21 protein-coding genes and 2 pseudogenes are annotated in these 25790 nt (G+C 72.1%); 16 read left to right on the top strand and 7 right to left on the bottom strand.

Features of this window, described 5'->3' with window-relative positions:
* Positions 1-156: 156 nt before the first annotated feature.
* Positions 157-1122, bottom strand: coding sequence for a hypothetical protein (locus CITRI_RS16355; RefSeq protein WP_040385583.1), 966 nt, complete (start codon positions 1120-1122; stop codon positions 157-159).
* Between the two features lie 138 nt (positions 1123-1260).
* Here CITRI_RS16355 and CITRI_RS16350 point away from each other — a divergent pair, with 138 nt between their 5' ends.
* The 10 genes and pseudogenes from CITRI_RS16350 to CITRI_RS0104580 all read left to right on the top strand — a co-directional run bounded on the left by CITRI_RS16350 (position 1261) and on the right by CITRI_RS0104580 (position 11648).
* The gene (locus CITRI_RS16350; RefSeq protein ID WP_010143471.1) at positions 1261-2148 is read left to right on the top strand and encodes a hypothetical protein; all 888 of its coding nucleotides are present in this window, start codon (positions 1261-1263) and stop codon (positions 2146-2148) included.
* Positions 2149-2151: 3 nt separating this feature from the next.
* On the top strand, positions 2152-2988 hold the full coding sequence (locus CITRI_RS0104620) for an HAD-IIA family hydrolase (RefSeq protein ID WP_010143470.1): 837 nt from the start codon (positions 2152-2154) through the stop codon (positions 2986-2988).
* Positions 2985-3158 (top strand): hypothetical protein, encoded by a 174-nt coding sequence (locus CITRI_RS19585; protein ID WP_157998899.1) that lies wholly within the window; start codon positions 2985-2987, stop codon positions 3156-3158. Before CITRI_RS0104620 ends, CITRI_RS19585 begins: the two co-directional genes overlap by 4 nt.
* Entirely contained in the window at positions 3155-4003 is an 849-nt protein-coding gene (locus tag CITRI_RS0104610; protein ID WP_010143468.1) for a TlyA family RNA methyltransferase, read from the top strand. The genes CITRI_RS19585 and CITRI_RS0104610 overlap by 4 nt, the downstream gene beginning before the upstream one ends.
* A gap of 88 nt (positions 4004-4091) precedes the next feature.
* Positions 4092-5267, top strand: a complete 1176-nt coding sequence (locus tag CITRI_RS16345; RefSeq protein WP_010143467.1) for an NAD kinase — start codon at positions 4092-4094, stop codon at positions 5265-5267.
* A pseudogene (gene recN, locus CITRI_RS16340) lies at positions 5264-7026 on the top strand (DNA repair protein RecN). The gene CITRI_RS16345 and the pseudogene recN overlap by 4 nt, the downstream one beginning before the upstream one ends.
* A 56-nt stretch (positions 7027-7082) precedes the next feature.
* Positions 7083-8819: a CTP synthase gene (locus CITRI_RS0104595; RefSeq protein ID WP_040385672.1), complete on the top strand. Its 1737-nt coding sequence runs from the start codon at positions 7083-7085 to the stop codon at positions 8817-8819.
* 5 nt (positions 8820-8824) lie between these two features.
* The gene (locus tag CITRI_RS0104590; protein WP_010143463.1) at positions 8825-9493 is read left to right on the top strand and encodes an NUDIX hydrolase; all 669 of its coding nucleotides are present in this window, start codon (positions 8825-8827) and stop codon (positions 9491-9493) included.
* Positions 9490-10536: a site-specific tyrosine recombinase XerD gene (locus CITRI_RS0104585; protein ID WP_010143462.1), complete on the top strand. Its 1047-nt coding sequence runs from the start codon at positions 9490-9492 to the stop codon at positions 10534-10536. The genes CITRI_RS0104590 and CITRI_RS0104585 overlap by 4 nt, the downstream gene beginning before the upstream one ends.
* A 161-nt stretch (positions 10537-10697) precedes the next feature.
* Positions 10698-11648, top strand: a complete 951-nt coding sequence (locus CITRI_RS0104580) for a hypothetical protein (protein ID WP_010143461.1) — start codon at positions 10698-10700, stop codon at positions 11646-11648.
* A 79-nt stretch (positions 11649-11727) separates the two neighbouring features.
* Here CITRI_RS0104580 and CITRI_RS0104575 read toward each other — a convergent pair whose 3' ends face one another.
* Genes CITRI_RS0104575 through CITRI_RS16335 form a run of 4 tightly spaced genes read right to left on the bottom strand, consistent with a single transcriptional unit; the run spans position 11728 to position 16107 of the window.
* Complete coding sequence (locus CITRI_RS0104575; RefSeq protein WP_010143460.1) at positions 11728-12888, bottom strand: bifunctional 2-methylcitrate synthase/citrate synthase; 1161 nt, start codon at positions 12886-12888, stop codon at positions 11728-11730.
* Positions 12881-13861: a methylisocitrate lyase gene (gene prpB, locus CITRI_RS0104570; RefSeq protein ID WP_010143459.1), complete on the bottom strand. Its 981-nt coding sequence runs from the start codon at positions 13859-13861 to the stop codon at positions 12881-12883. The genes CITRI_RS0104575 and prpB overlap by 8 nt, the downstream gene beginning before the upstream one ends.
* Positions 13861-15378 (bottom strand): MmgE/PrpD family protein, encoded by a 1518-nt coding sequence (locus tag CITRI_RS0104565; protein WP_010143458.1) that lies wholly within the window; start codon positions 15376-15378, stop codon positions 13861-13863. Before CITRI_RS0104565 ends, prpB begins: the two co-directional genes overlap by 1 nt.
* Before the next feature lie 12 nt (positions 15379-15390).
* Positions 15391-16107, bottom strand: coding sequence for a GntR family transcriptional regulator (locus CITRI_RS16335; protein WP_010143457.1), 717 nt, complete (start codon positions 16105-16107; stop codon positions 15391-15393).
* Positions 16108-16227: 120 nt separating this feature from the next.
* Between CITRI_RS16335 and CITRI_RS16330 the strand changes: the two are divergent.
* A pseudogene (locus CITRI_RS16330) lies at positions 16228-18164 on the top strand (AMP-binding protein).
* A 70-nt stretch (positions 18165-18234) separates the two neighbouring features.
* Positions 18235-18927 (top strand): alpha/beta fold hydrolase, encoded by a 693-nt coding sequence (locus CITRI_RS0104550; protein WP_029139045.1) that lies wholly within the window; start codon positions 18235-18237, stop codon positions 18925-18927.
* Positions 18928-18943: 16 nt separating this feature from the next.
* Here CITRI_RS0104550 and CITRI_RS0104545 read toward each other — a convergent pair whose 3' ends face one another.
* Positions 18944-19657 carry a response regulator gene (locus tag CITRI_RS0104545; RefSeq protein WP_010143453.1) on the bottom strand — a complete coding sequence of 238 codons (714 nt, stop codon included), beginning with the start codon at positions 19655-19657 and terminating at the stop codon, positions 18944-18946.
* Positions 19650-21371 (bottom strand): ATP-binding protein, encoded by a 1722-nt coding sequence (locus tag CITRI_RS16325; RefSeq protein WP_237708987.1) that lies wholly within the window; start codon positions 21369-21371, stop codon positions 19650-19652. Before CITRI_RS16325 ends, CITRI_RS0104545 begins: the two co-directional genes overlap by 8 nt.
* Before the next feature lie 176 nt (positions 21372-21547).
* Here CITRI_RS16325 and CITRI_RS0104530 point away from each other — a divergent pair, with 176 nt between their 5' ends.
* The 4 genes from CITRI_RS0104530 (at position 21548) to scpB (ending at position 25762) form a co-directional block, all read left to right on the top strand.
* Positions 21548-23002, top strand: a complete 1455-nt coding sequence (locus tag CITRI_RS0104530; RefSeq protein ID WP_010143450.1) for a C4-dicarboxylate transporter DctA — start codon at positions 21548-21550, stop codon at positions 23000-23002.
* Positions 23003-23296: 294 nt separating this feature from the next.
* The gene (locus CITRI_RS0104525) at positions 23297-24154 is read left to right on the top strand and encodes a ParA family protein (protein WP_050813592.1); all 858 of its coding nucleotides are present in this window, start codon (positions 23297-23299) and stop codon (positions 24152-24154) included.
* Positions 24151-25146, top strand: coding sequence for a ScpA family protein (locus tag CITRI_RS0104520; RefSeq protein WP_369732104.1), 996 nt, complete (start codon positions 24151-24153; stop codon positions 25144-25146). Before CITRI_RS0104525 ends, CITRI_RS0104520 begins: the two co-directional genes overlap by 4 nt.
* Entirely contained in the window at positions 25139-25762 is a 624-nt protein-coding gene (scpB, locus tag CITRI_RS0104515) for an SMC-Scp complex subunit ScpB (RefSeq protein ID WP_010143447.1), read from the top strand. The genes CITRI_RS0104520 and scpB overlap by 8 nt, the downstream gene beginning before the upstream one ends.
* The last annotated feature ends 28 nt before the right edge of the window (positions 25763-25790 follow it).

Genomic DNA, 25790 nt, shown 5'->3' with positions numbered 1-25790 from the left:
CAAGGGAGGCCCCGCACTGTATGTGCGGGGCCTCCTTGCTTTAACCATGTCGGCTACTCTGGTGTGGCCGATCGGCAGCCCCGGCCCTATTCCGGGTTGCGGTCGCACCTGAAGGAAAGAGGATCCTGGATGTCCGAGAACGAGGAACGCCCCGGTTCAGCCGGCCGCGACCGGAAGCAGACCGGTGGACAGACCGGGCGGGGGTCCCGCGGCGGCCCCCGGGACGATCGCCGTTCCTATGACTCCCGCGGCCAGTCCGGGCGTGCCGGGACGGGCCGGGACTCCGGTCGATACGGTTCCGAGCGCGGAGGTTCGTCGTCCGCTCGTCGTGATGCCGGCGAGGGGCGACCCGCTCGGTCTGACGGCGGGGGTTACCGCCGGGAGGACGGTCCGCGCCGTGAAGACCGGCCCCGCTCCGGTGCGCCGCGCTCCGGTGACCGCAGTGGCAGCGGGTACCGTCGGGACGACCGTGAGCGAGGTCAGGAGCGGCCTCGACGGGAGAGCGGGTATCAGCGGGACGACCGCGGTGAGCGCGGGGATCGTCCCCGACGGGACACGCGTGACGGCGGATACCGCCGGGACGAGCGGAGTGATCGTGGGGATCGCCCGGGCCGGGACACTCGTGAGGGTGGCTACCGCCGGGACGACCGCGGTGATCGCCCGCGCCGCGAAGGTGGGTACCAGCGGGACGACCGCGGTGATCGTGGGGATCGCCCGCGCCGTGAGGGTGGCTACCAGCGGGACGACCGGGGCGTGCGTGGGGACCGTCCAGGCCGGGACAACCGTGAGGGCGGTTACCGCCGCGATGACCGTCCGCGCCGTGAGGGTGGCTACCAGCGGGACGACCGCGGTGACCGTGGGGACCGTCCGCGTCGGGACAACCCAGCCGGTGGCTACCGCCGGGACGACCGTGGTGACCGGAGTGATCGCCCCCGTCGTGAGGGTGGGTACCTGCGCGACGACCGTGGCGAGCGGGGAGACCGTCCCCGTCGCGATCACCAGGACGGATACGGCCGCTCCCGCGACGATCAGCGCGGTGGGCGCCCCGGAGCAGATCGTGGCCGGAGTGCCGGCCCGGACCGTCGCGGGTTCCGCGACCGGGGCGACAGCGCGCCAGATCACAACCCCAGCGACCTGCGCAGTGCCAACCGCCCCGACCGTGCCAAGTCCCCGGAGATCGACGAGGACGTCACCGGTAGGGAGCTGGACCGCGCGACCAGCCGGGAACTCGACTCGCTGGACGAGCGCAATCGTCCCTGGGTGGCCAAGCACCTGGTCATGGCCGGCCGGTTGCTCGAGATCGATCCCCAGTTGTCCTTCGAGCACGCCCTGGCGGCCAGCCGCCGAGGCGGCCGACTCGGCTGCGTTCGCGAGGCCGTCGGGCTGACGGCCTACGCCGCGGGGCAGTACGCCGAGGCGTTGCGCGAGTTCCGCACCTATCGCCGGATCACCGGTGACCACACCCACCTCCCCGAGATGGTGGACAGCGAACGTGCCCTCGGTCGCCATTCCAAGGCGTTGGAACTGGCCGGCGAGGTGGACCTGGGAACCCTCGACCGTGCCGTCCGCGTGGAACTCGTCATGGTGCTGTCCGGCATCCACCGCGACCTCGGGGACGTCGATTCCGCACTGAAGGTGCTGCAGGTCCCGGAGCTGGACCGGAACCGCGGATTCTCCTTCAGTCCCCGTCTGTTCCGGGCCTATGCCGATGCCCTCGAGGAGGCCGGCCGAGGCGGTGAGGCGAAGGACTGGCGCCACCAAGCGCGGGTGGCCGAGCGGGCCCTCGGGATCGGGGAGTTCTCCGACCCGGAGATCGTGGACTTCGGGGTGGAGGAGGACGTGCGACCGGAGCGTCGTCCCCGGGCCCGTGACCTGGTCCCACCCGGGAGCACCGGAGAGGAGACGGGGGGTGATGCGGCCACGCCCGCGTCGGCCGCGGAGGACTCCGAGGACGGCCAGCCCGATGATGACCATCTTGGGAGGGACCGCGCCGTCGGCGACGACCTGGCCGAGGAGGGACTCGTCGTCGTGGATTCCCGCGATGAGGGGTCCGAGGGCGCCGCGCCGTGGGAGGACGCACTGGACGATCATCCAGGACAGCGTCCGGACACCGCATCCCGCCCCGACCGGGACCCGCAGGGCGACTGATCCGTGGCTGCACGCTTCTTCGACGGGCACGACGTCCTGCTGTGCGACCTGGATGGCGTCGTCTACGCCGGTGAACACGCCATCGACGGCGCAGTGGAGACCCTCCGGGAACTCGACTCGCTGGATGTCCCGGTCGCCTACGTGACCAACAACGCCTCGCGTTCGCCCGAGTCCGTGGCCGAGCACCTGAACTCGTTCGGACTGTCGGTGGAGGGTGAGCAGGTGCTCGGTTCCGCCGCCGCCGGTGTGGCCCTGCTGGGCGAGGAGCTCGAGGGCCGGACCACCCGGGTCCTGGTCGTCGGCTCCGACCACCTGCGCGACCTCGTGAGCGAGGCCGGCCACGAGGTCGCCGAATCCGCCGCAGAGGACCCCGAGGCGGTGATCCAGGGGTTCGACCCCTCGGTCGGGTGGAAGGACCTGGCCCAGGCGGCCTTCGCGATCCGGTCCGGCGCCCGCTGGGTGGCGACCAACACCGACCTGACGATTCCCCGCGCCGAGGGGATCGCCCCCGGCAACGGTGCCCTGGTCGAGGCGGTGGCCCGGGCGACCGGTACCGTCCCGGTCGCTGCGGGCAAGCCCGAACCGGTCCTGTTCCGGCTGGCTGCAGAACGCTTGGGCGGTCGTCGTCCGCTCGTCGTCGGTGACCGTCTCGACACGGACATCCTCGGCGGGAACCGTGCGGGATTCGACACCGCTCTGGTGCTCACGGGCGTCGATGACCGCGACGCGACGCGGGCAGCGCCCTGCGACCACCAGCCGACGTGGGTCCTGGACGGCCTGCCAGCCCTGCTGCAGGCGCCCCCGGAACGGTGGTCCGCGCCTTCGGAGACGGACCGGTGAGCGCGGGGTGGCCCGAGCCCACCGGTGATCCCGCCGCCGACGCCATCGTGTCCGGCCTGGACGGGGCCGGTGCGCTGAGCCCGGGGGACGAGGTCGAGGCCTACCGGACGGCACTGGATGACCTGTCCCGCCTGCTCGAGGACCAGCCGCGGCTGCCGGGGACGCCATGAGCCGCTCGGGAGCAGCGACGGCCGGTACCGAGCGGCTGGACGTCGCCCTGACCCGTCGCGGGCTCGCCCGGTCCCGCAGTGAGGCCGCCGGGATGGTGACGGCCGGGGAGGTCACCGTGAACGGCATCCCGGCCACCAAGCCGTCGCAGAAGTGCCACCCGGACGACGTGCTGGCGCTGTCCGCACGGGGTCCGCGCTACGCCTCCCGGGCAGGGCACAAGCTGGCCGGGGCGCTGGAGGCGTTCGCCGGTGTCGTCCCCACCGGTCGACGCTGCCTGGACGCCGGGGCCTCCACCGGGGGATTCACCGACGTCCTGCTGCGTGCGGGCGCGACCAGGGTGGTCGCGGTCGACGTGGGCCACGGACAGCTCGTGGATGAGCTGCGCCGCGATCCGCGCGTCGAGGTCCACGAGGGCCTCAACATCCGGGACCTGACCCCGGAGCGGATCGGCGGGACCGTGGACCTGGTGGTCTCCGACCTCTCCTTCATCTCGTTGCGCCTGGTCATGGCCCCGCTGGCCGCGGCGTGCCGGCCCGGCGCCGACTTGGTCCTGATGGTCAAGCCCCAATTCGAGGTGGGCCGGGAGGCCTTGCCGCGCACCGGCGTCGTGGTGGACCCCGCGGCCCGTCGCCGGGCCGTCGCCGGGGTGGTCGACGCCGCCCTCGCGGCCGGGCTGGAGCCTCGGGGACTCGCCCGGTCGCCGCTGCCCGGGCAGGACGGCAATGCCGAGTTCTTCCTGTGGCTGCGCCGGGCGGCGCCGGGCATCCCGGACGTTGCGGACGGCGCACCGGATCCCGTGCCCGGTGCGGACTGGTGGTCCCGGCAGGACGTGGACTGGGACTGACCGGGCCGGATGCCGGGCCCGCCCGGGCCATCCACACCGGGGACGTCTCGCGGTCGGCCGGCCACGGAGCGTGGGTATCCTTGTGCCCATGGCTCGCAGAATCCTCGTCCTCGCCCACACCGGCCGTGAGGACGCCATCCGCGCCGCCCTCCGCACGTGTGCGAGCCTCCAGGAGTCCGGGCTGGTCCCGGTCCTGCTCGAGGACGATGTCATTGCCATCCGCGAGGCCATCCACTCGGACGTGGTGCCGCCGCTGGCGACCCGTCCCGAGACGCTGGGGGTGGACTGCGACCTGCCCGACATCCATCTCGGCGTGGTCCTCGGCGGCGACGGGTCCGTCCTGCGCGCCGCCGAACTGGTCCGTGAGGCCGGTGTTCCCCTGCTGGCCGTCAACCTGGGGCATGTGGGGTTCCTGGCCGAGTCCGAGCGCACCGATCTCACCCGCACGGTCGAGGCGGTCGTGGACGAGGACTACACCGTCGAGGAACGGATGACGATCGACGTCCGCGTCTTCGAGGACGACGTCCTGGTCGCCCGGACCTGGGCGCTGAACGAGGCGAGCGTGGAGAAGTCCAACCGCGAACGCATGCTCGAGGTCATCACCGCGGTCGACGGCCGTCCCATCTCCACCTACGGCTGCGACGGCATCGTGATGGCCACCCCCACCGGCTCCACCGCCTACGCCTTCTCCGCGGGCGGCCCGGTCGTCTGGCCCGAGGTGCGCGCCATGCTCATGGTCCCCATCAGCGCGCACGCCCTGTTCGCCCGTCCGCTCGTGGTCTCCCCGGACTCGGTCCTGACCGTGGAGGTGCTCCCGCGCACCAATGAACCCGGCGTCCTGTGGTGCGACGGCCGGCGCACCGTCGACCTGCCGCTGGGGGCCCGGATCGAGGTCACCCGATCGGAACACCCCGTCCGGATCGCCCGGTTGTCCCGCACCCCGTTCTCCGAGCGCCTCGTGCGCAAGTTCAACCTGCCCACCAAGGGCTGGCGGGGCCCGGTCACCGAACAGGACCGGGAGGAGGTGGCGGCCCGCGAGGCGCGCTACGCCGCCCGGCACACCGACGGCAAGGTACCCGGTTCGCCCGGCGTCTCCGTGGTCGAGCCCCACCACCTGGCCCCGCGTCCCGGGGTGGTCCCACCGGCCACGGCCGCCATCCCGGTGGTCGTGCGCGAGGACGAGAAGCTGCCCCTGGCCCGTTCCAGCACCACCCCGGCGGAGGCCCGTGAGGACCGCGAGCCCGGGGGAGGCGGCCGGCCATGATCGAGTACCTGTCCATCGACTCCCTGGGTGTCATCGGCGACGCCACCGTGGACCTGGATCCCGGGTTCACGGTGGTCACCGGCGAGACGGGAGCCGGCAAGACCATGGTGGTAACCGCCCTGAACCTGTTGCTCGGGGCGCGCGCCGACGCCGGGGCCGTGCGCCACGGCGCCTCCCACGCCACGGTCGAGGCGGGGTTCCGGCTGGCAGCCGGGCACGCCGCCGTCGGGCTCGCCGAGGAGGCCGGGGCGGTCCTGGACGAGGTCGACGACGACAGGCGCGACGGCAATGCCCTGGCCCGCAGGCCGGGGAACCGGTCGTTGGTGGTCACCCGATCGGTGGGCGCGGCCGGGGGGTCCTCGCGGTCCCGCGCCACGGCGGGCGGGCGCGGCGTGCCGGTGGCGCTCCTCGGGGAGATCGGCGGGCACCTCGTGGCGGTGCACGGACAGACGGACCAGCTGCGGTTGAAGTCCGCGACGGCCCAGCGCCACGCGCTGGACGCCTTCGCCGGGGAGGAACTGGCCACCGCGCTGGCGGCCTACCGGCGGGACTTCGACGCCTGGCGTGCCTCCCTCGCCGAACTGTCCGAGATCACGCTGCACGAGCAGGACCGGGCCCGCGAGGCCGAGAACCTGCAGCGTGCGCTCGAGGAGATCGACGAGGCCGACGTGAGGCCGGGGGAGGACGAGGAGGTGCGCGCCCGGATCCAGCGGCTGGAGAACGTCGAGGAACTGCGCGCCGCGTCCCTCGGCGCCCACGCACACCTGGCCGGTGCCGACGTGGCGGAGGCGGTGGACGTCCCGGCCGCGGAGGCCCTCGTGGAGGCGGCGCGCCAGGCCCTGCTGCAGGCACCCGGCCAGGACGCCGAGCTGACCGGGCTGGCCGGACGGCTGGCCGAGGTGGGCATCGTGCTGGCGGACATCTCGGCCGACCTGGCCGGGTACGCGGCCCGCCTGGACGACGACGCCGCGTCCGACCTCGACGCGGCGCAGTCCCGGCTGGCGGAACTGACCCGGCTGATGCGGCTGTACGGTCCGGAACTGGCCGACGTGCTCGACTGGGCGCGGTCCCACCGCGCCCGGCTCGATGAGCTGCAGGGTGACTCGGGCCGCATCGTGGAGCTCACCGAGCAGTGCGAACGGCTCGAGGCGGCCGTCCTGGCCGGGGGGCCGAGCTCACCCGGTTGCGCGCCGCGGCAGCGCAGGACCTCTCCGGACAGGTCACCGAGGAACTGCACGCGCTGTCCATGCCGGACGCCACGTTCCATGCCTCGGTCACCGGCGGCGGTGAACCGGGCCCCCACGGTGCCGACGACGTCGCACTGCTGTTGCAGCCCCACGCCGGTTCCGCCCCGCGCCCCCTGGGCAAGGGCGCCTCCGGCGGTGAGCTCTCGCGCGTGATGCTGGCGCTGGAGGTGGTCCTGGCCGCCACGGACCCGGTGCCCACGTTCGTGTTCGACGAGGTGGACGCCGGCGTCGGCGGAGAGGCCGCCGTGCAGATCGGCCGGCGGCTGGCCCGGCTGGCCCAGCACGTCCAGGTCATCGTGGTCACCCACCTGCCCCAGGTGGCGGCCTTCGCCGACCGCCACCTGAAGGTCACCAAGGACTCGGACAGCGATGCCGGCTTCACCACCTCCGACGTCCAGGCCCTGGAGGGCGAGGACCGGGTGGAGGAACTGGCCCGGATGCTCGCCGGGCGGGCGGGATCCGGGTCCGCACGGGACCACGCCCGGGAACTGCTTGAGGCCTCGCACGCCTGAGCCCCGCGGCGGTCCGGACCACACCGGCCCCCGACCGGCGGCGGGGAACCGGCGTGGTGCTACGATCGAACTCCGTGGTGCAAAGAACCTCTCGATTCCTGAAAACGCCCAACGCGACCCGCCAGATCTTCGTGACCGGCGGGGTCGCCTCATCGCTCGGGAAGGGACTGACGGCGTCCTCCCTGGGCCACCTGCTCAAGGCGCGCGGACTGTCCGTGACCATGCAGAAGCTGGATCCCTACCTGAACGTGGATCCCGGCACCATGAACCCGTTCCAGCACGGCGAGGTCTTCGTCACGGAGGACGGCGCCGAGACGGACCTGGACATCGGCCACTACGAGCGGTTCCTGGACGAGGACCTCGACGGGCTGAACAACGTGACCACCGGCCAGGTGTACTCCACGGTCATCGAGAAGGAGCGCCGCGGCGACTACCTCGGCGACACCGTCCAGGTCATCCCGCACATCACGGACGAGATCAAGCGCCGCATGCGCCTGCCCGCCACGTGGGGCGGCAGTGAGGACCGCAAGGACGCCCGCGCCGCGGGCCGCACCGCACCGGACGTGATCATCACGGAGATCGGGGGCACCGTCGGTGACATCGAGTCCCAGCCGTTCCTCGAGGCCGCCCGGCAGGTCCGCCAGGACATCGGGCGGGACAACGTGTTCTTCGTGCACGTCTCACTGGTGCCCTACATCGGACCGTCCCAGGAACTGAAGACCAAGCCGACGCAGCACTCGGTGGCCACCCTGCGCTCCATCGGCATCCAGCCGGACGCCATCGTCATCCGCTCGGACCGTGAGGTCCCCCAGGACGTGCGGGACAAGATCGGCCGGATGTGCGACGTGGACAACGACGCCGTGATCAACTGCGCCGACGCCCCCTCGATCTACGACATCCCCAAGATCATCCACGCCCAGGGGCTGGACGCCTACGTGGTCCAGGCGCTGGACCTGAAGTTCAAGGACGTGGACTGGTCCACCTGGGACCGGCTCATCGAGGTGGTCCACCACCCGGCACACGAGGTCGAGGTGGCGCTGGTGGGCAAGTACATCGACCTGCCGGACTCCTACCTGTCCGTCACGGAGGCCCTGCGGGCCGGTGGCTTCGGCAACGACGCCCGGGTCACGATCCGCTGGGTCGCCTCGGACGAGTGCTCCACCGAGGCCGGTGCCGAACGTGCCCTGGCCGGAGTCGACGCGATCTGCGTGCCGGGCGGCTTCGGCGTGCGTGGCCTCGACGGCAAGATCGGTGCCCTGCGCCACGCCCGCGAACGGGGCGTCCCCGCCCTGGGGCTGTGCCTGGGCCTGCAGACGATGGTCATGGAGTACGCCCGCAACGTCCTCGGCATGGAGGGTGCCTCCTCCACCGAGTTCGAGCCGGACACCGCGTTCCCCGTCATCGCCACCATGGCCGAGCAGGAACACATCGTCTCCGGCGGCGGGGACCTCGGCGGCACCATGCGCCTGGGGTCCTACCCCGCGGCACTGAAGGAGGGCTCGGTGGTCGCCGCGGCCTACGGCACCACGGAGGTGACCGAGCGGCACCGCCATCGCTACGAGGTCAACAACGCCTATCGCGAGCAGCTCGAGGAGGCCGGACTGGTCGTCTCGGGCACCTCCCCGGACGGCGCGCTCGTGGAGTTCGTGGAGCTGCCGCGCCAGGCCCACCCGTTCTACGTGTCCACCCAGGCCCACCCCGAGTTCAAGTCACGCCCCACGGACCCGCACCCGCTGTTCCAGGGCCTGGTGGCCGCGGGCCTCGAGCACCAGCGGGCCGGGAGGACGGGCTGATCCCCATGGCGTACATCCCCCACGACGGCGGCCCGCTGGCCGACCTGCCCGCGGCCCGCACCGCGGAGGAGACCGGGAGGGCGTTCGCGGGCAAGGTCTGGGACGTCGCCCGGGAGTCGTTCCGCATGCACGAGGGCGAGGAACCCCTGGTGCGGGAGTTCATCCGCCACCCCGGCGCGGTGGCGATCGTCGCCCTGGACGACCAGGACCGGGTGCGGATGATCCGGCAGTACCGGCATCCCGTCGGCCAGGAACTCTGGGAGGTCCCCGCCGGCCTGCTGGACGTGGCCGGCGAGCCGATGCTCGCCGCCGCCCAGCGGGAGCTGGCCGAGGAGGCCGACCTGGTGGCCGACCAGTGGGACGTGCTCGTCGACTTCTACACCACGCCCGGTTCCTCCTCCGAACGCATCCGGGTGTTCCTGGCCCGTGGACTGAGCGAGGTCCCGGAGGACCAGCGGCACGAGCGGACGGGGGAGGAGGCCGGCATGCCGCTGGCCTGGGTGCCCGTGGACGAGGCCGTGGAGGCCGTGCTCTCCGGCCGGCTGCGCAACCCCGCGACCGCGATCGGCCTGCTGGCCCTGCGGGTGCACGCCGCGCAGGGGTTCACCGGACTGCGCCTGGCCGACGCCCCGTGGCAGGGCACCACGACCTCAGCCTCCGTCCCCGACCAGTGACCGACGAGGAGCTCCCGCGGTCCCTGGTCCGGCCGGCGGAGGCCTACCTGGACCACCTCGCCGTGGAGCGGGGGATGTCGGCGAACACGCTGGGCGCCTACCGACGGGACGTCACGCGGTACCTGCGCTGGCTCGTGACCGAAGGCGTGGCGGAACCCCGGGACATCACCCGGCGGCACATCACCGGTTTCCTCCAGGCCCTGGGCACCGGCGCCGACGGCGGCCACCCCCTGGCCCCGCGGTCCGCGGCGCGCACCATCGTGGCGGTGCGTGGACTGCACCGCTTCTGGACGCTCGAACACCTCACGGAGACGGACCCCGCCCGGGAGGTCACCCCACCACGACCGGCCCGGGAACTGCCGAAGGCCATCCGCGTGGACCAGGTGACAGCCCTGCTCGAGGCAGTGCCCACGGACACGCCCGCAGGACTGCGGGACCGCGCACTTCTCGAGTTCCTCTACGCCACCGGTGCCCGGATCTCCGAGGCGGTCGGGCTGGACGTGGACGACGTCATCGGCGCGGTCCGCGCCCCCGGCGAGCCCGCCACCGGCGCGCTGTCGGACGCCGCTCCGCAGGCCGCCGACGGCCCGGCCGCCGACCGGGGCGGGACCGAGGACGAGGCCGGTCCCGCCGTCGTGCGACTGTTCGGCAAGGGCTCCAAGGAGAGGATCGTGCCGCTGGGCTCCTACGCCGCCGCGGCGATCGAGGCCTGGCTGGTCCGCGGCCGCCCGGCGCTGGCCTCCCGGTCCGGCACGGGGAACCCGGCGCTGTTCCTGAACCAGCGGGGCGGCCGGCTGTCCCGGCAGTCCGCCTGGACGATCCTGAAGAAGGCGGCCGAGCGCGCCGGCCTCGGGACCGAGGTCTCCCCGCACACCCTGCGCCACTCCTTCGCCACCCACCTGCTCGAGGGCGGGGCGGACGTCCGCGTGGTGCAGGAACTGCTCGGCCACGCCTCGGTGACCACGACCCAGGTCTACACCCTCGTCACGGCGGACACCCTGCGGGAGGTCTACGCCGCCGCGCACCCCCGCGCCCGGGCCTAGGGCACCATCACGATCCCGCAACGTCACCGGTCAGCCCGGCAGTACCGCGTGACAGCGCCGCACGGGGATGCTCAGATGGACGGAGGCCGTCCGTGCGACCGACGGCCGCAGTGAGACAGTCGTCGGCGCCGCCGGGGCGCCCTGGCGGAAGGGAATCCACGATGAGGTACGGCACTGAGCGGGGCGGCGACCAGGACGACGACAGGCGTGTCCCCGGGGAGCCGGTGGCGTCCCGGTGCTGGCGCCGGACCCCCGTCGCCCTCGGTCTCGCCGCCGTCATGACCCTGGCGTCCTGTGCCGCCGTGCCGGGTGAGGGGAGCTCCTCGGAGGTCACCGGCCCGTCGGAGTCCGCGGCGGTCCAGGCCACCGAGACCGCGGACGCCACTGAATCCGCGGATGCCACCGAATCGGCAGAAGCCAGTCCCACGCCGACGGCGACCGGGGCACCCGGGGACGGCGAGAGCAGCGAGGGCACCGGCGGCGATGTGGCTACGCAAACCCACAGCACGGAGGGCGGCTACTTCCGGTGGACGCTGCCGGCCGACTGGACGGTCACCGAGGAACTGGCCGGTCCGGACACGACAGACGCTTACGGGGTGAAGAACGAGCGGTGGGTGTTCCAGAACCCGGAGGAGACGGCCATCTTCTCGGCCGACACCGGCGTGGGCCCGACGGACAACGACGGCGCCAAGCCGGACGTCATCGAGGTAGTGGACGCGGAGCAGCTGGAGGACTTTCCGGTGGACCCCGGCTACGGGGACGAGGACACCTGGTTCCGGACGGCCATCCTCAGGGACAACGGGGCGACGGGCGACCAGCCGTTCTTCGATGGCGATGAGTACCGGCTGGCGGTCGAGGTCGTGGGCGTGCCCGGAGACGTGGACCCCGAATCCACCGGTGACGACTATTGGAGCGCTTGGTACTACATGCTGCCGCCGGCCGAGGGCTTCGACCAGGGCACGGCCGCCTTCCTGCACGGACACATCACCCAGTCCGATGCCGAGGCGATCACCGGCGAGGAGGGCGAGGCCGCGCTGCGCGCGGTGCTGGACTCGGAGGAATACCGGGAGCTGAAGGACGGGGCCACCTCCTTGGAGGTCACCGCGCCCTGAGACCACGACGACGGCCCGGTCACCTTCCGCGCGGAAGGCGACCGGGCCGTCGTCGTGCCGGATGTCCGGCGCCCGTGCCTCAGGCGCCGGGCAGGTGACGCTCGTCGGGTCCGTTGTACGCGGACAGCGGGCGGATCAGCGAGTTGGCGGCACGCTGCTCCATGATGTGCGCGGTCCAGCCGGTGACGCGGGCGGCGATGAACAGCGGGGTGAACAGCTCGGTGTCGAATCCCATCAGGTGATAGGTGGGCCCGGCCGGGTAGTCGAGGTTGGGCTTGATGGCCTTGGCCTCGTCCATGGCCTGCTCCAGGCCGTTGTACAGGCCGAGGATCTCGTGCCGGCCGAAGTGCTCGATCATCGCGTCGAGGGCCTTCTTCATGGTCGGCACGCGGGAGTCCCCGTGCTTGTACACGCGGTGCCCGAAGCCCATGACCTTCTTCTTGCTCGCCAGGGCATCCTCCATCCAGGCCTTGGCCCGGGCCTTGGCCTCCTCCTGGGACTCCTCGGGACGGATCCCGATCTCGTCGAAGGTGTGCATCACGGCCTCATTGGCGCCGCCGTGCAGCGGGCCCTTGAGGGCGCCGATCGCGCCGGTGACCGCGGAGTGCAGGTCGGACAGGGTGGAGGTGATGACCCGGGCGGTGAACGTCGAGGCGTTGAAGGAGTGCTCGGCGTACAGCACCATGGAGATCCGGAACGCGTCGACGACCTCCGGGGCCGCCTCCTCGCCGAAGGTCATCCACAGGAAGTTCTGCGAGTAGTCCAGGTCCTCGCGCGCGGGCACCGGCTCTGCCGGCCCGCCGGCGTGGCGCCGGCGCTGCTCGTAGGCGACGACGGCGGGCAGCTGGGCGAACAGGGTCGTCGCCTTCTCCAGCTCGGCCTCCGGGGAGGAGTCCTCAGCCTTCGGGTGCTGGGCACCCAGGATGGAGACCGCCGTACGCACGGAGTCCATCGGGTGGCAGTCGACCGGCAGGGCGTCCAGGGCCGCCTTGACGTGCTCGTCCAGGGCGCGGTGGGCCCGCTCGTGGGCGGTGAAGTCGGCCAGCTGCCGGTCGGTGGGCAGCTCCCCGTTCCACAGCAGGTAGGCCACGGCCTCGAACGGCAGTGAGGCGGCGAGCTCCTGGACCGGGTAGCCCCGGTAGAGCAGGGAGTTGGTGTCCGGGTTGACCTTGGAGATGGCGGTGTAGTCGGCCACCACCCCGGCCAGGCCCTTCTTGATCTCGATCTCGGTCTCAGTCATCATCTCGAGTCCTTTCGCGTGACGGGTCAGCCGGCGTCGGTGCGGCCGGGGAGGAGGCGGTGTCCAGCCCGGGCACCTGGAAATTGAACACACCCGAGTCGAAGCCGTTGTAGCCCTCGTAGTCCACGAGCTCGTACAACCGTGCCCTGGTCAGCATCTCACCGACCGCGCCCTGCTGGGTACCCTCCGTGCGGATGGTGGACAGGACCCGTTCCATGGCACCCAGTGCGGTGCGCAGGAGGGTGACCGGGTAGATCACCAGGGCCACGCCCACGCCGGCGAGCTGTTCACGGGTGAACAGCTCGGACTTGCCGAACTCGGTCATGTTGGCCAGCACGGGCACGTCCACGGCGGAGCAGACGGCCTCGAACTCGGACAGGTCCTTCATGGCCTCCGGGAAGATGGCGTCCGCCCCGGCGTCCACCAGGGCCTTGGCCCGGTCCACGGCCGCGCGCAGGCCGCCGGCCCCCTCGACCCCGCGGACGTCCGTGCGGGCCATGATGAGGAAGTTCGGGTCGCGGCGGGCGCTCGCGGCCGCGGCCACCCGCTGGGTGGCGGTGGACAGGTCGACGACGGCCTTGTTGTCCAGGTGGCCGCAGCGCTTCGGGTTGACCTGGTCCTCGAGGTGGCAGCCGGCCAGTCCGGCGTTCTCGAGTTCCTGGATGGTCCGGGCCACGTTCATCGGTTCGCCGAACCCGGTGTCCGCGTCCACGATCGCCGGCAGGTCCGTGACCCGGGCGATCTGCCCGGCACGCTGGGCCACCTCGGTCAGGGTGGTCAACCCGATGTCCGGCAACGCGAGCTCGTTCGCCAGGACGGCGCCGGAGATGTAGAGCCCGGAGAAGCCCTGCTCCTCGACCAGCCTGGCCGAGATCGGCGTGTAGGCGCCCGGGAACTGCACTGCGGCACCGGGCTGCAGCAATTCCGAGAGCCGGACCCGCTTCTGCTCGGCGGTGAGTGTCGAGTACAGCATCAGAACAGTCCCTCCGGTGCGGCGGCCAGGTCGATGACACCCTCGGCGGCGGTGATGTTGAGCTGGTCCAGCTCCCCGGCGCCCAGGGAGGCGGTGCGCTGGGCGGCGTCGAGGAAGCGCTCGATCTCCTCGGGGGCCACCAGTCCCTCAGCCAGGGTGCGGAACTTGGCGATGTACTGTTCCCGGCCGAACGGGCGGGCACCCAGCGGGTGGGCGTCGGCCACGGCGATCTCGTCGCGGATGACGGTGCCGTCGGTCAGGGTGATCTCCACCGCGCCGCCGAAGGCCTTCTCGTTGAGGTCCAGGGAGTGGTAGCGGCGCGTCCACTCCGGGTCCTCCTCGGTGGTGACCTTGTGCCACAGCTGGACGGTGTCCGGGCGCGCGGCCCGCTCGGGGGCGTAGGAGTCCACGTGGTGCCAGGAGCCGTCCTGCAGGGCCACGGTGAAGATGTAGGGGATGGAGTGGTCCAGGGTCTCCCGCGAGGCCTGCGGATCGTACTTCTGGGGGTCGTTGGCCCCGGAGCCGATGACGTAGTGGGTGTGGTGGGAGGTCTTGATCAGCACCGAGTCCACGTTGTCCGGGTCGGTGGCCTCCGGGTGCTCACCGTGCAGCTTGCGGGCCAGGTCGATCCAGGCCTGGGCCTGGTACTCCGCGGAGTGCTCCTTGGTGTAGGTGTCCAGGATGGCGCGCTTGGCCTCACCCGGGGCCGGCAGGGGCACCGAGTACCGGGCGTCCGGGCCGTCCAGCAGCCAGGCGATGACGCCGTCCTCGCCCTCGTAGATCGGCACGGGGGAGGTCTGGCCGCGCATCGCGCGGTCGGCCGCCTCCACGGCCATCTTGGCGGCGAAGGCCGGGGCGTGGGCCTTCCAGGTGGAGATCTCGCCCTTGCGGGACTGCCGGGTGGCGGTGGTGGTGTGCAGGCCCTGGCCGATGGCCTGGAAGATCGTCTCCGTGTCGAGGCCGAGCAGGGTGCCGATGCCGGCGGCGGCGGAGGGGCCGAGGTGGGCGACGTGGTCGATCTTGTGCTTGTGCAGGCAGATCGCCTTGACGAGGTCCACCTGCAGTTCATACCCGGTGGCGATGCCACGGATCAGGTCCGCACCGGTGGACCCGCGGTGCTGGGCCACGGCCAGGATGGCGGGGATGTTGTCACCGGGGTGGGAGTACTCGGCGGCCAGGAAGGTGTCGTGGTAGTCCAGTTCGCGCACGGCCACGCCGTTGGCCCAGGCCGCCCACTCGGGGGAGACCTTCTCGGTGATGCCGAAGACGGAGGCGCCGGTGCCCCCGGTGGAGGGTGCGTGGGTCAGGGCCTGGGCCCGGGCCGCGACGATCGGACCGCGGTTCAGGGACGCGATCGCCACGGAGGCGTTGTCGATGATCCGGTTGATGACCATCTCCTCGACCTCGGGGTCGATGCCGACCGGGTCGGTGGCGACCTCGGCCATCTTCCAGGCCAGCTGGTCCTTGCGGTCCAGGTTCTCCTCGGAACGGTAGACGCGGACGTCGTGGTTGATCATGGTGTTCTCTCCTCAGGTCGTGACGGTGTCATGGTCGTGATGGGTCTCGTGTCCCGGCCGGGTGCCGGGTCGGGGCTCCGTGGGCGCCGGTCCGGCGCCCTCCTGGTGTGACTGCAGGTGGGCGAGTGCGTGCTGCAGGTGCATGGTGGTGGTGGCCGCGGCCAGTTCCGGGTTGCGCGCGGCCAGGGCGTGGGCGATCGCGGCGTGCTCCGTGGCGGAGGCGGCCAGCCGCGCGGGGTCCTTGCGGGAGAACCTGCGCAGGCGCGTCAGGTGCACCCGCAGGCCGCGCAGGTGCTGCGCCAGGTAGGGGTTGGCGCAGGCGTCGTCGACGGCGGCATCGAGTTCCTCGGTGAGGGCGTAGTACTCCGTGGGGTCGGCGCCGCCGCGCAACGGTTCCGTCGCCGCCTCGAAGCGATCGGCCAGGTCCACGAAGAGCGCGGCGTCGGCATGTTCGGCCGCGCGTCGGGCGGCCAGTCCCTCGAGCGCCGTCCTGAGGTCGAAGAGCAGGCCGGCCTCCGCGAGCGAGACCTTCGTGACGACGACACCGCGGCCGGTGGAGGGCTCTGCCAGCCCCTCGGCCACCAGTCGTCCGATGGCCTCGCGCAGGGGCGTGCGGGAGAGCCCGAGGCGTTCGGACTGTTCCACCTCGCCGAGCACGGCCCCGGGCGGCAGGTGTCCATCGATGATGTCCTGCCGCAGGGCCTGGTATGCACGTTCACTGGCTCGCACAGGGCCAGTGTATACACAAGAAGCCCAGACAGGGGATGCTCACCCGAAACTTCACCGAATCTGGAACTCTGCGTATACAGATACTAGACGGGAGGGTGACCCGGGCCATATCTTGTGCCCATGACCCCCGCAGCGCACGCCACCACCGGGCCGGACCACGACTACGCCGAGGTCTACCGGCGATCCATCGACGATCCGGAGGGCTTCTGGCTCGAGGCCGCCCGCGCCATCGACTGGTCCCGTCCACCCACCCGGGCGCTGGACGGTGCCGCGGCCCCGATGTACCGATGGTTCCCGGACGGCACCCTCAACACCGCGGCGAACTGCCTGGACCGGCACGTCGCCGCCGGTCACGGGGACCGGACCGCCATCATCTACGATTCCGCGGTGCTCGGCACCGTGGAGCACATCAGCTACGCCGAGCTCACGGACCGGGTGGCCACCTTCGCCGGTGTGTTGCGGGAACTGGGCGTCGGCCGGGGGGACCGGGTGGTGATCTACCTGCCGATGACGCCCGAGGCCCCGGTCGCCATGCTGGCGTGCGCCCGGCTCGGAGCGGTGCACTCCGTGGTGTTCGGCGGTTTCGCGCCGAGGGAACTGGCCACCCGCATCGACGACGCTCGTCCCAAGGTCATCGTCACCTCCTCCGGCGGCATCGAGCCCAGCCGCAGGGTCGAGTACCTGCCGGCCGTCGCCGAGGCCCTGTCCCTGGCCGGCCACCGGGTGGACGCCGTCGTCGCGCGGCGCCGGGACGGATTCGCCACGGACCCTGCCGACGTCGCGTCCGGGACCGCGGGGACCCGCTGGGTGGACTGGGACGAGGCGGTGTCCACCGCGCTGCCGGCCGGGCCGGTGGAGGTCGCCGCCACGGACCCGCTGTACGTCCTGTACACCTCGGGCACCACCGGTTCGCCGAAGGGCGTGGTGCGGGACCACGGCGGGCACGCGGTCGCCCTGGCCTGGACCATGGCCAACATCTACGACGTCGGCCCCGGCCAGGTGATGTTCACCGCCTCCGACGTCGGCTGGGTCGTCGGGCACTCCTACATCGTCTACGCGCCCCTGCTCGTGGGGGCCACCTCAGTGCTCTACGAGGGCAAGCCGGTGGGCACCCCGGACGCGGGGGCCTTCTGGCGGGTGGCCGCGCAGCACGGCGTGCGCTCGCTGTTCACCGCCCCACCGCGCTGCGCGCCATCCGCAAGGTGGACCCCGAGGGAACACTGGCCGCCGACCACGACCTGTCGGGGCTGAAGGTCCTGTTCGCCGCCGGGGAGCGGCTGGACCCGGAGACCCAGCGCTGGATCGGGGACCTGCTGGGGATCCCGGTCATCGATAACTGGTGGCAGACCGAGACCGGGTGGCCGATCGGGGCGAACCCGGTCGGACTGCAGGAACTGCCCGTGAAGATCGGTTCCTGCACCCGGCCCTCACCGGGATACGCCGTGGAGGTCCTGGACGGTGCGGGCGAACCGGTGCCGGCCGGGATCGAGGGCAACATCTGCCTGCGCCTGCCGCTGCCCCCGGGCACGCTGGTCACCCTGTGGGGCAACGACCAGCGCTTCATCGACTCCTATCTCGGCGCCTTCCCCGGGTACTACGCCACGGGGGACTCCGGTCTCATCGACGAGGACGGCTACCTGTTCGTGATGGGCCGCACCGACGACGTCATCAACGTGGCCGGTCACCGGCTGTCCACGGGTGCGCTGGAGCAGGCGCTCGCCGCCCATCCGGCGGTGGCCGAGTGCGCGGTGATCGGCCTGGCCGACCCGCTCAAGGGCCAGCGGGCCGCGGGATACGTGGTGCTGAAGTCCGGGGTCGAGGTGCCCGAGGACCCCGAGGAGCTGCTGGCGGAGCTGCGGTCCACGGTGCGGGGGACCATCGGCGCGGTCGCCGACTTCCGCCAGGTCACCGTCGTGGAGGCCCTGCCGAAGACCCGATCCGGCAAGATCCTGCGCAAGACGATGCGCCAGATCGCGGACGGTGAGGACTACGTGGTGCCCTCCACGATCGAGGACCGTTCCGTGCTGGACCGGATCGCGGACCAGCTGCGCGCCTGACCGGGACGCCCGGAGTCCGCACGGTCCCCCTACCGTGGCGCCGGGGGCGGGGCCGTGCCAGACTGCGCCCATGACGAGTCCGCCGCAGATCGTGCTGGTGCCGGGGTTCTGGCTGGACGGCTGGGCGTGGGACGACGTGCGGGCGGACCTGGACGGCCGGGGCCTGGCGGTGGCGACCCCGACCCTGCCCGGGCGCGGGACCAGGGCCGACGGACCCCAGGACCAGGCCGACGCGATCCTGGCGGCACTGGACCACACGGCCGGACGCCGCGTGCTCGTGGTGCACAGCGGGGCGGCCCTCGCCGGGACCCTGGTGATCGACCAGCATCCCGGACTCGTGGACCACGCCGTGTGGGTCGACACCGCCCCGGTGCCCGACGGGTACGCCATGGACCCCGGTCTCACCGCCGAGTGGTACCGCTTGGAGGACGCGTGGGCGCAAGAACAGGAGGGCGGGGCGATGCGCGACCTGACGGACCGGCAATTGGCGACCTTCCGCGAGCGCGCCGTCCCGGAGGCGGCGACCGTGCTGACCACTGCGGTCCGGCTCTCGGACGACCGGCGCCACGACGTGGCCTCCACCGTGGTCTGCACGGAGTACAGCGGCGAGGAGTACCGTTCCTACGCCGGTCAGGGCGTCCCCTTCCTGGCCGCCCTGCCGGACTACCGCAACCTGCGCTACGTGGACCTGCCGACCGGGCACTGGCCGATGTGGTCCCGGCCCCGGGAACTGGCCGGGCTGATCGCGGACGCCGCCGGGTGAGCGGACCGGGGCAGGCTCAGCCCGCCGGCCCCGTCCACCGGTACTCGTTCTCCGGCCGGCCCGGCGTGCCGTACCGCGGGGACCGTTCCACCATCCCCACCCGGTAGAGGTGTTCCAGGTACCGTCGCGCGGTGACCCGGGACGTCCCGACGGCGTGGCCCACCTCACCCGCGCTCAGTGCACCCGCGGCGGCGCCCCGCAGCAGCGCGACGACGGTGTCCAGGGTCGGCTCGGTCAGCCCCTTGGGCAGTTCCGGGGGACCGGCGGGCCGGGAGCGCGGGAAGGCCCGGTCCACCACGTCCTGGCCCGGTGCGGTGCCGGTGCCGGCGAACTCGGCCGCCAGTTCGCGGAACGCGCGCATCCGCTCCGCGAACTGCTGGTAGCCGAACGGCTTGACCAGGTACTGCACCACGCCTAGGGCCACGGCCCGGCGGATGGTGCGCAGTTCCGTCGAGGCGGTCAGTGCCAGCACCCCGCCGGTGAAGCCGGCCGAGCGCATCTGCCGCAGCACGTCGAGCCCGTGGCCGTCCGGCAGGTTCATGTCCAGCAGGACCACGTCGATGCCGAAGGAGCCGCTCCGGCGCATCTGCTCGGCCAGGAAGCCCAGCGCGTCCCGGGCGGTGGGCGAGACATGGACCACCTCGAAGCCGCCGGTGCGGGCCAGGTACTCCACGTAGGTGTCCGCCGTGACCTGCTCGTCCTCGAGGACCAGCACCCGGTAGTCACGCATGGCCGTCGATCCTCTCCGGGTGCCCTGCGTTCCCCGGGGCCGGGAGGCCGAGATACGGGGCCCCCAGGGGCAGCTCGACGGTGAACACGGTCCCGGAGTCCTGGGCCAGGTCCACCGTCCCGCCCAGCCGTCGGGCCGTCTGGCGGACCAGGGCCAGTCCCACCCCGCGGCCGGCGGGCCCGGCCGGCTTGGTGGACCAGCCCAGCTCGAAGATCCGCTCACGGTCCTCCGCGGAGGGCCCCGGTCCACCGTCGGCCACCTGGAGGACCAGCCAGCGCCCCTCGAGGCGCGCCTCGGCGTCCACCCACCGGTCCGCCGGGTCCCGGGCCGGGTCGGCCGCGGCGTCGATGGCGTTGTCCAGCAGGTTGCCCATGAGGGTGACCAGGTCCTGGGCCGGGACGCCGGTGGGGGAGTCGACCTCGTTGCGGTGGTCCATCGTGACCCCGCGCTCGCGGGCCTGGGAGGCCTTGGCGATCATCAGCGCGTCCAGCGCGGGCTCGGCCTCGGCGGTCGTGGCGAGGCCCGCGCCGGTGCCCCGGGCGTCCAGGGACTCCTCGATCAACTCGCGGGCCTGCTCCGGGCGGCCCAGCTCGAGCAGGGAGTAGAGGGTGTGCAACCGGTTGGCGTGCTCGTGGGTCTGCGAGCGCAGGGCGTCGGTAAGGGACCGGGTGGTCTCCAGCTCCCGGTTCATCTCCTGGACCTCGGTGCGGTCGTACAGCGTGACCACCGTCCCCGGGCCCGCAGCCGGCACCTCGGACGACCGGCGCCGCGACCGGGTCCAGGGCCGTGCCGTCGGCGTGGTCCCCGGGCGGGCGGGTCGCTGGTTCACCACGAGGATCCGCTCGCCCACGGCATAGAGCTCGTCCCGGGCCTGCCGTCCCGCACCCAGCAGATCGGCGAGCGGCGCGGGCAGGCCGAGGTCCCTCACGTGCGGCGGTCGATCGCCGATCACCCCGGTCTCCTGGGACGGGGGCAGGTCCAGCAACTCGGCGGCGCGGTCGTTGTACAGCGTCAGGTGCCTCGTCGGCGAGATCAGGACCATGCCCTCCGAGACGTTGTGCAGTGCCGTGTCCAGCACCGCGAAGCGTGCGGCCAGCTCCTCGGGACCCAGCCCGTGGGTGGTCCGGGAGATGTAGCGGCCCAGGACCGCCGCTCCGGACAGCGCCAGCGCGGCCAGCACCCCGGTGACCACGAGGATCCGGGGAATCTGGGCGGACACGGCGATGTCCAGTTCCGGGACACGCTGGCCGACGCCGACCACCCCGATGACCGTCTCGTCGTCCGCGGACAGGACCGGGGCCAGTGCGCGCAACGACAGGCCGGCCGGGCCCGTCGCGACGGTGTCCACGCTGACCCTTCCGGCCCGGACCTGCGAGAGGTCCCCGGGGAAGTGCGTGCCCTGCAGGGCCGGGTCCCGGTGGGCCACGCGCGTGGCATCCGTGCCGAAGAACGTCACCCAGTCCACGTCGGCCGGGCCGGGCAGCTCCCGGGTCAACGGCTGCAGGGCCGCCGAGGGGTCCGCCGCGGCGAAGCCCTCACGGACCGTGCTCTCGTCCGCGATCAGCTGTGCGGTGGCCACCACGTGCTCACGCTCCAGGGCGTAGAAGGTCTGCCGGGTCTGCAGGTAGCTCACGCCGATCGCGAGGACCGCGATGACGACCAGCCCCGCCAGCTGGGCCACGGCGAGCCGCCGGGCGATGCTCCACCGGCGCATGGTCACCTCCCGGGTCTGTGAGCGGCGTCATGAACTTTATGACCGCAACCGTGACGATCCCCACAGTACGGGGCGAGGATCATCACTGACCGCAGTCCCGGTGGCGCCACACCCCGGCATCGACGGCGTCCGCCACCATCATCACACCCCGATCCACCATCGCAGCAAGGACCACCATGGCAGAGACCACCACCGCCCCGCGCGCAGAGCGCTCCGAGGCGAAGAAGACCAAGGACCGGACCCACTGGCTCTACATCTCCGTGATCGCCTCGGTGGTCCTGGGGGCCGCCGTGGGCCTGCTGTTCCCGGAGTTCGGCAAGTCCCTCAAGCCCCTCGGCGACGGCTTCGTCTCCCTGATCAAGATGATGATCGGCCCGGTCATCTTCTGCACCATCGTGCTGGGCATCGGTTCCATCGCCAAGGCCGCCACCGTCGGCAAGGTCGGTGGCATGGCCCTGCTGTACTTCGTCATCATGTCCACCTTCGCCCTGGGCCTCGGCCTGGTCGTGGGCAACCTCATCCACCCGGGTGAGGGTCTCGCTCTGACCCCCTACGACCCGGCCGCCAAGGCCGAACTGGACCCGACCGTCGCGTTCGTGCTGGAGATCATCCCGGACTCCGTCCCGGTGCTGCCGGTCCTGTTCGTGGCCCTGCTCGTCGGGTTCGCCCTGCAGAAGATGGGCGAGGCCGGCAAGCCGCTGCTGAACATCCTCTCCCTCGTCCAGGGCGTGGTGTTCCGGATCCTGATGATGATCATGTGGGTCGCCCCCATCGGCGCCTTCGGTGCCATCGCCGCCGTCGTCGGCTCCACCGGCTGGTCCGCCATCGGGGCCATGGCGCTGCTGATGGGTGCGTTCTATGCCACCTGCATCCTGTTCATCGTCCTGGTGCTCGGCACCCTGCTGAAGATCGTCACCGGGATGAGCATCTTCTCCCTGATGAAGTACCTGGGCCGGGAGTACCTGCTGATCTTCGCGACCTCCTCCTCCGAGTCGGCCCTGCCGCGGCTGATCGCCAAGATGGAGTACGCCGGGGTGTCCAAGCCCGTGGTCGGGGTGACCGTCCCGACCGGGTACTCGTTCAACCTCGACGGCACCGCCATCTACCTGACCATGGCCGCCCTGTTCGTCTCCAACGCCATGGGCCTGGAGATGAACCTGGGCGAGCAGATCGGCCTGCTGGTCTTCATGATCATCGCCTCCAAGGGTGCCGCCGGCGTGACCGGCGCCGGCCTGGCCACCCTGGCCGCCGGCCTGCAGTCCCACAGCCCGGCGCTGCTGGGCGGGATGGGCGTGATCGTGGGCATCGACAAGTTCATGTCCGAGGCCCGGGCCCTGACCAACTTCACCGGCAACGCCGTGGCGACGATGCTGATCGGCAAGTGGGTCGGTGAGTTCGACGCCGACCGCGCACGGCAGGTGCTCTCCGGCCGGCTGGCGTTCGACGAGGCCCTGGTGGCCGGACACGGCGCGCCCGAGGCCGCACCGGCCGCGGAGGCCGACGCGGAGTCCCGGGGGCGCGGCTTCGACCCGTACGAGTCGCCGACCATCGCCGAGCAGGCGGTGGAGGGGCACCCGGAGTCCAGCCTGAACGTCACCCGCGACCTCGACACCGCCGGCAGCCGCCGGTAGTCCGGCGACCGGGTCCCACGGACCCCACGACCGCGGCCGGGCCCCTGCACGGGGGCCCGGCCGCCGACGTGGGCGGGAACCGACTTGCCTATACACCTTCACCCTGCGGTTGAACGTCAAGGCTCGCCGCGGGTCCGCGTGAATTCTCCGGGCCGGCCGAGATCCGGACTAGGGTGTACCCATGCCGCAGCAGCCGGCGTTATCCAGCGAAGGCACCTCACAGAACGGCGGACAGACGGACAGATGGCAGGAGTCGGCAGCATCGTGAACCAGCAAGAGCCCACGCCAGTGCTCATGGTCACCGGGGATCCGGTGATCGGGCCCACGGGACGGCCCAAGCACGAGTTCCCGGAGCCCGCCCCCCTGACCTCGCACGGTCCCGCCAGGATCATCTCGATGGTCAACCAGAAGGGCGGGGTGGGCAAGACCACCTCCACCATCAACCTCGGCGCCGCGCTCGCCGGGTACGGCCGCAAGGTCCTCATGGTCGACTTCGATCCCCAGGGCGCCCTGTCCGCCGGTCTCGGGGTCAGCCCGCACGAGCTGGACACGACCATCTACAACGTCATGATGGAGCGCAGCGTCAGCGCGCGGGACGCGCTCGTGGAGACCGAGTTCGAGAACATCGATCTCTTGCCCGCCAACATCGACCTCTCCGCCGCGGAGGTCCAGCTCGTCAACGAGGTGGCCCGCGAGCAGGTGCTCGAGCGATCCCTGCGGCAGGTCCGTGACGACTACGACGTCATCCTCATCGACTGCCAGCCGTCCCTGGGGCTGCTCACCGTGAACGCGCTGACCGCCTCGCACGGGGTGATCATCCCGCTGACGGCCGAGTTCTTCGCCCTGCGCGCGGTGGCCCTGCTGGTGGAGACCATCGAGAAGATCCAGGACCGGATCAACCCGGACCTGCAGGTCGACGGCGTGCTGGCCACGATGTTCGACGCCCGTACCCTGCACTCCAAGGAGGTCGTGGGCCGGTTGGTCGAGGCCTTCGGGGACCGGGTCTTCGAGACCGTGATCAAGCGCTCCATCAAGTTCGCCGACGCCACCGTCGCCGCCGAGCCGATCACCGCCTTCGCGCAGAAGCACGAGGGTGCCAAGGCCTACCGCACGCTGGCCCGCGAGCTGATCTGGCGCGGCGGAGCGCCGTGAGCCCAGCGTCCGCGGCGGTGACCGGCGCCCTGGCCGGCCTCGCCGCGGACGACGGTGGCCCCGGCGTGGCCGTCCCGTCCCGGACGGCCCTGGACGAGGCCGGCCTGGACGGGACGCCGTCCGGCTTCTCGGTCACCCTGCAGAACTTCTCCGGCCCGTTCGACCTCCTGCTCTCCCTGATCGCCCGGCGCCGGATGGACATCACCGAGGTCGCCCTGGCAGAGGTCACGGACGAGTTCATCGCCTACATCGGCACCCTGCGGCAGCAGCCCGGGGAACGGGACGAGGACGCGCGCGGCCGACCGGACCTGGCGGCGCTGGACGAGTCCAGCGCCTTTATCGTGGTGGCGTCCACGTTGCTGGACCTGAAGACGGCCCGGTTGCTGCCGGCCGGCACCGCGGAGGCCGAGGAGGACGTGGCACTGCTGGAGGCCCGCGACCTGCTGTTCGCCCGGTTGCTGCAGTACAAGGCGTTCCGGGACGTCTCCGCACTGATGCGCAGCCGCATGGAGTCCGAGTCCCGGCGCTTCCCGCGCCAGACCACACTGGACCCGCGGTTCGCCTCCGTCCTGCCCCCACTGGTGTGGACAGTGAGCCCGGAACAGTTCGGTGCGCTGGCCGAGCAGGTCCTCTCCCGCACCCCGGCCGAACCCGACGCCGTCGGGCTCGGCCACCTGCACGCCCCGCCCGTCTCGGTGCGCGAGCAGAGCGGCATCCTGGCGGCCCGGTTGCGGGCGTCCGGCCGGCTCACCTTCCGCGAGCTCGTCCACGACGCCGCCACCACCCTGGAGGTGGTGGCCCGTTTCCTGGCCCTGTTGGAGATGTTCCGGGACCGGGCCGTGACGTTCCACCAGGACACGCCGTTGGGGGAGCTGGTGGTCGTGTGGGACCCGGATGCCCCGGACGTGCTGACGGATCCCGGTGGCGAGTGGGACGAGGAGCACGACGAGCATTTGGACGAGCACCTGGACGAGGAGACGACGCATGAGTGAACCGGGACCACGGCCCGCGCCGGCGCCCCCGGCCGGTGACGACCCGGCGGACCTGCGCGAGCAGCTCGAGGCCGTGCTGATGGTGGTGGACGAACCGGTGACCGTGGCACAGCTGGTCCAGGCGACCGACGCGGAGCCCGCGAGGATCGCCGCGACCCTGTCGGCCCTGGCGGACGACTATGACGGACGCTCCGGCGGGCCCCGGCGCGGCTTCGAACTGCGCGAGCTCGCGGGCGGCTGGCGCATCTACTCCCGGCCCGCCCTTGCCGACGTCGTGGAGCGGTTCGTCGTCGAGGGCCAGACCGCCCGGCTCACGCAGGCCGCACTCGAGACCCTGGCCGTGGTGGCCTACCTCCAGCCGGTGACGCGGTCCCGCGTGGCCGGCATCCGCGGCGTGAACTCGGACTCCGTGATGCGCACCCTGGTCAGCCGGGGGCTGGTGGCCGAGGCGGGAACGGATCCCCACACCGGAGCGGTGCTGTACCGGACCACCGGATACCTGCTGGAGGCCCTCGGGGTGGGAAGCCTCGACGAGCTGCCCCGGCTCTCCGAGCACCTGCCGGGCCTGGGCGACCTCGCGGCCCTCGCCGAGCAGGACGAGGGCTTCCGCGGCTGAACCGCGGCCGGGACCACCCGGTTGGGCT

It is taken from the genome of Citricoccus sp. CH26A, from assembly GCF_000224415.1.
Lineage (GTDB): Bacteria > Actinomycetota > Actinomycetes > Actinomycetales > Micrococcaceae > Citricoccus.
Note: the sequence above shows the minus strand (reverse complement) of the source record. Positions and strands in the feature narration are given on the sequence as shown.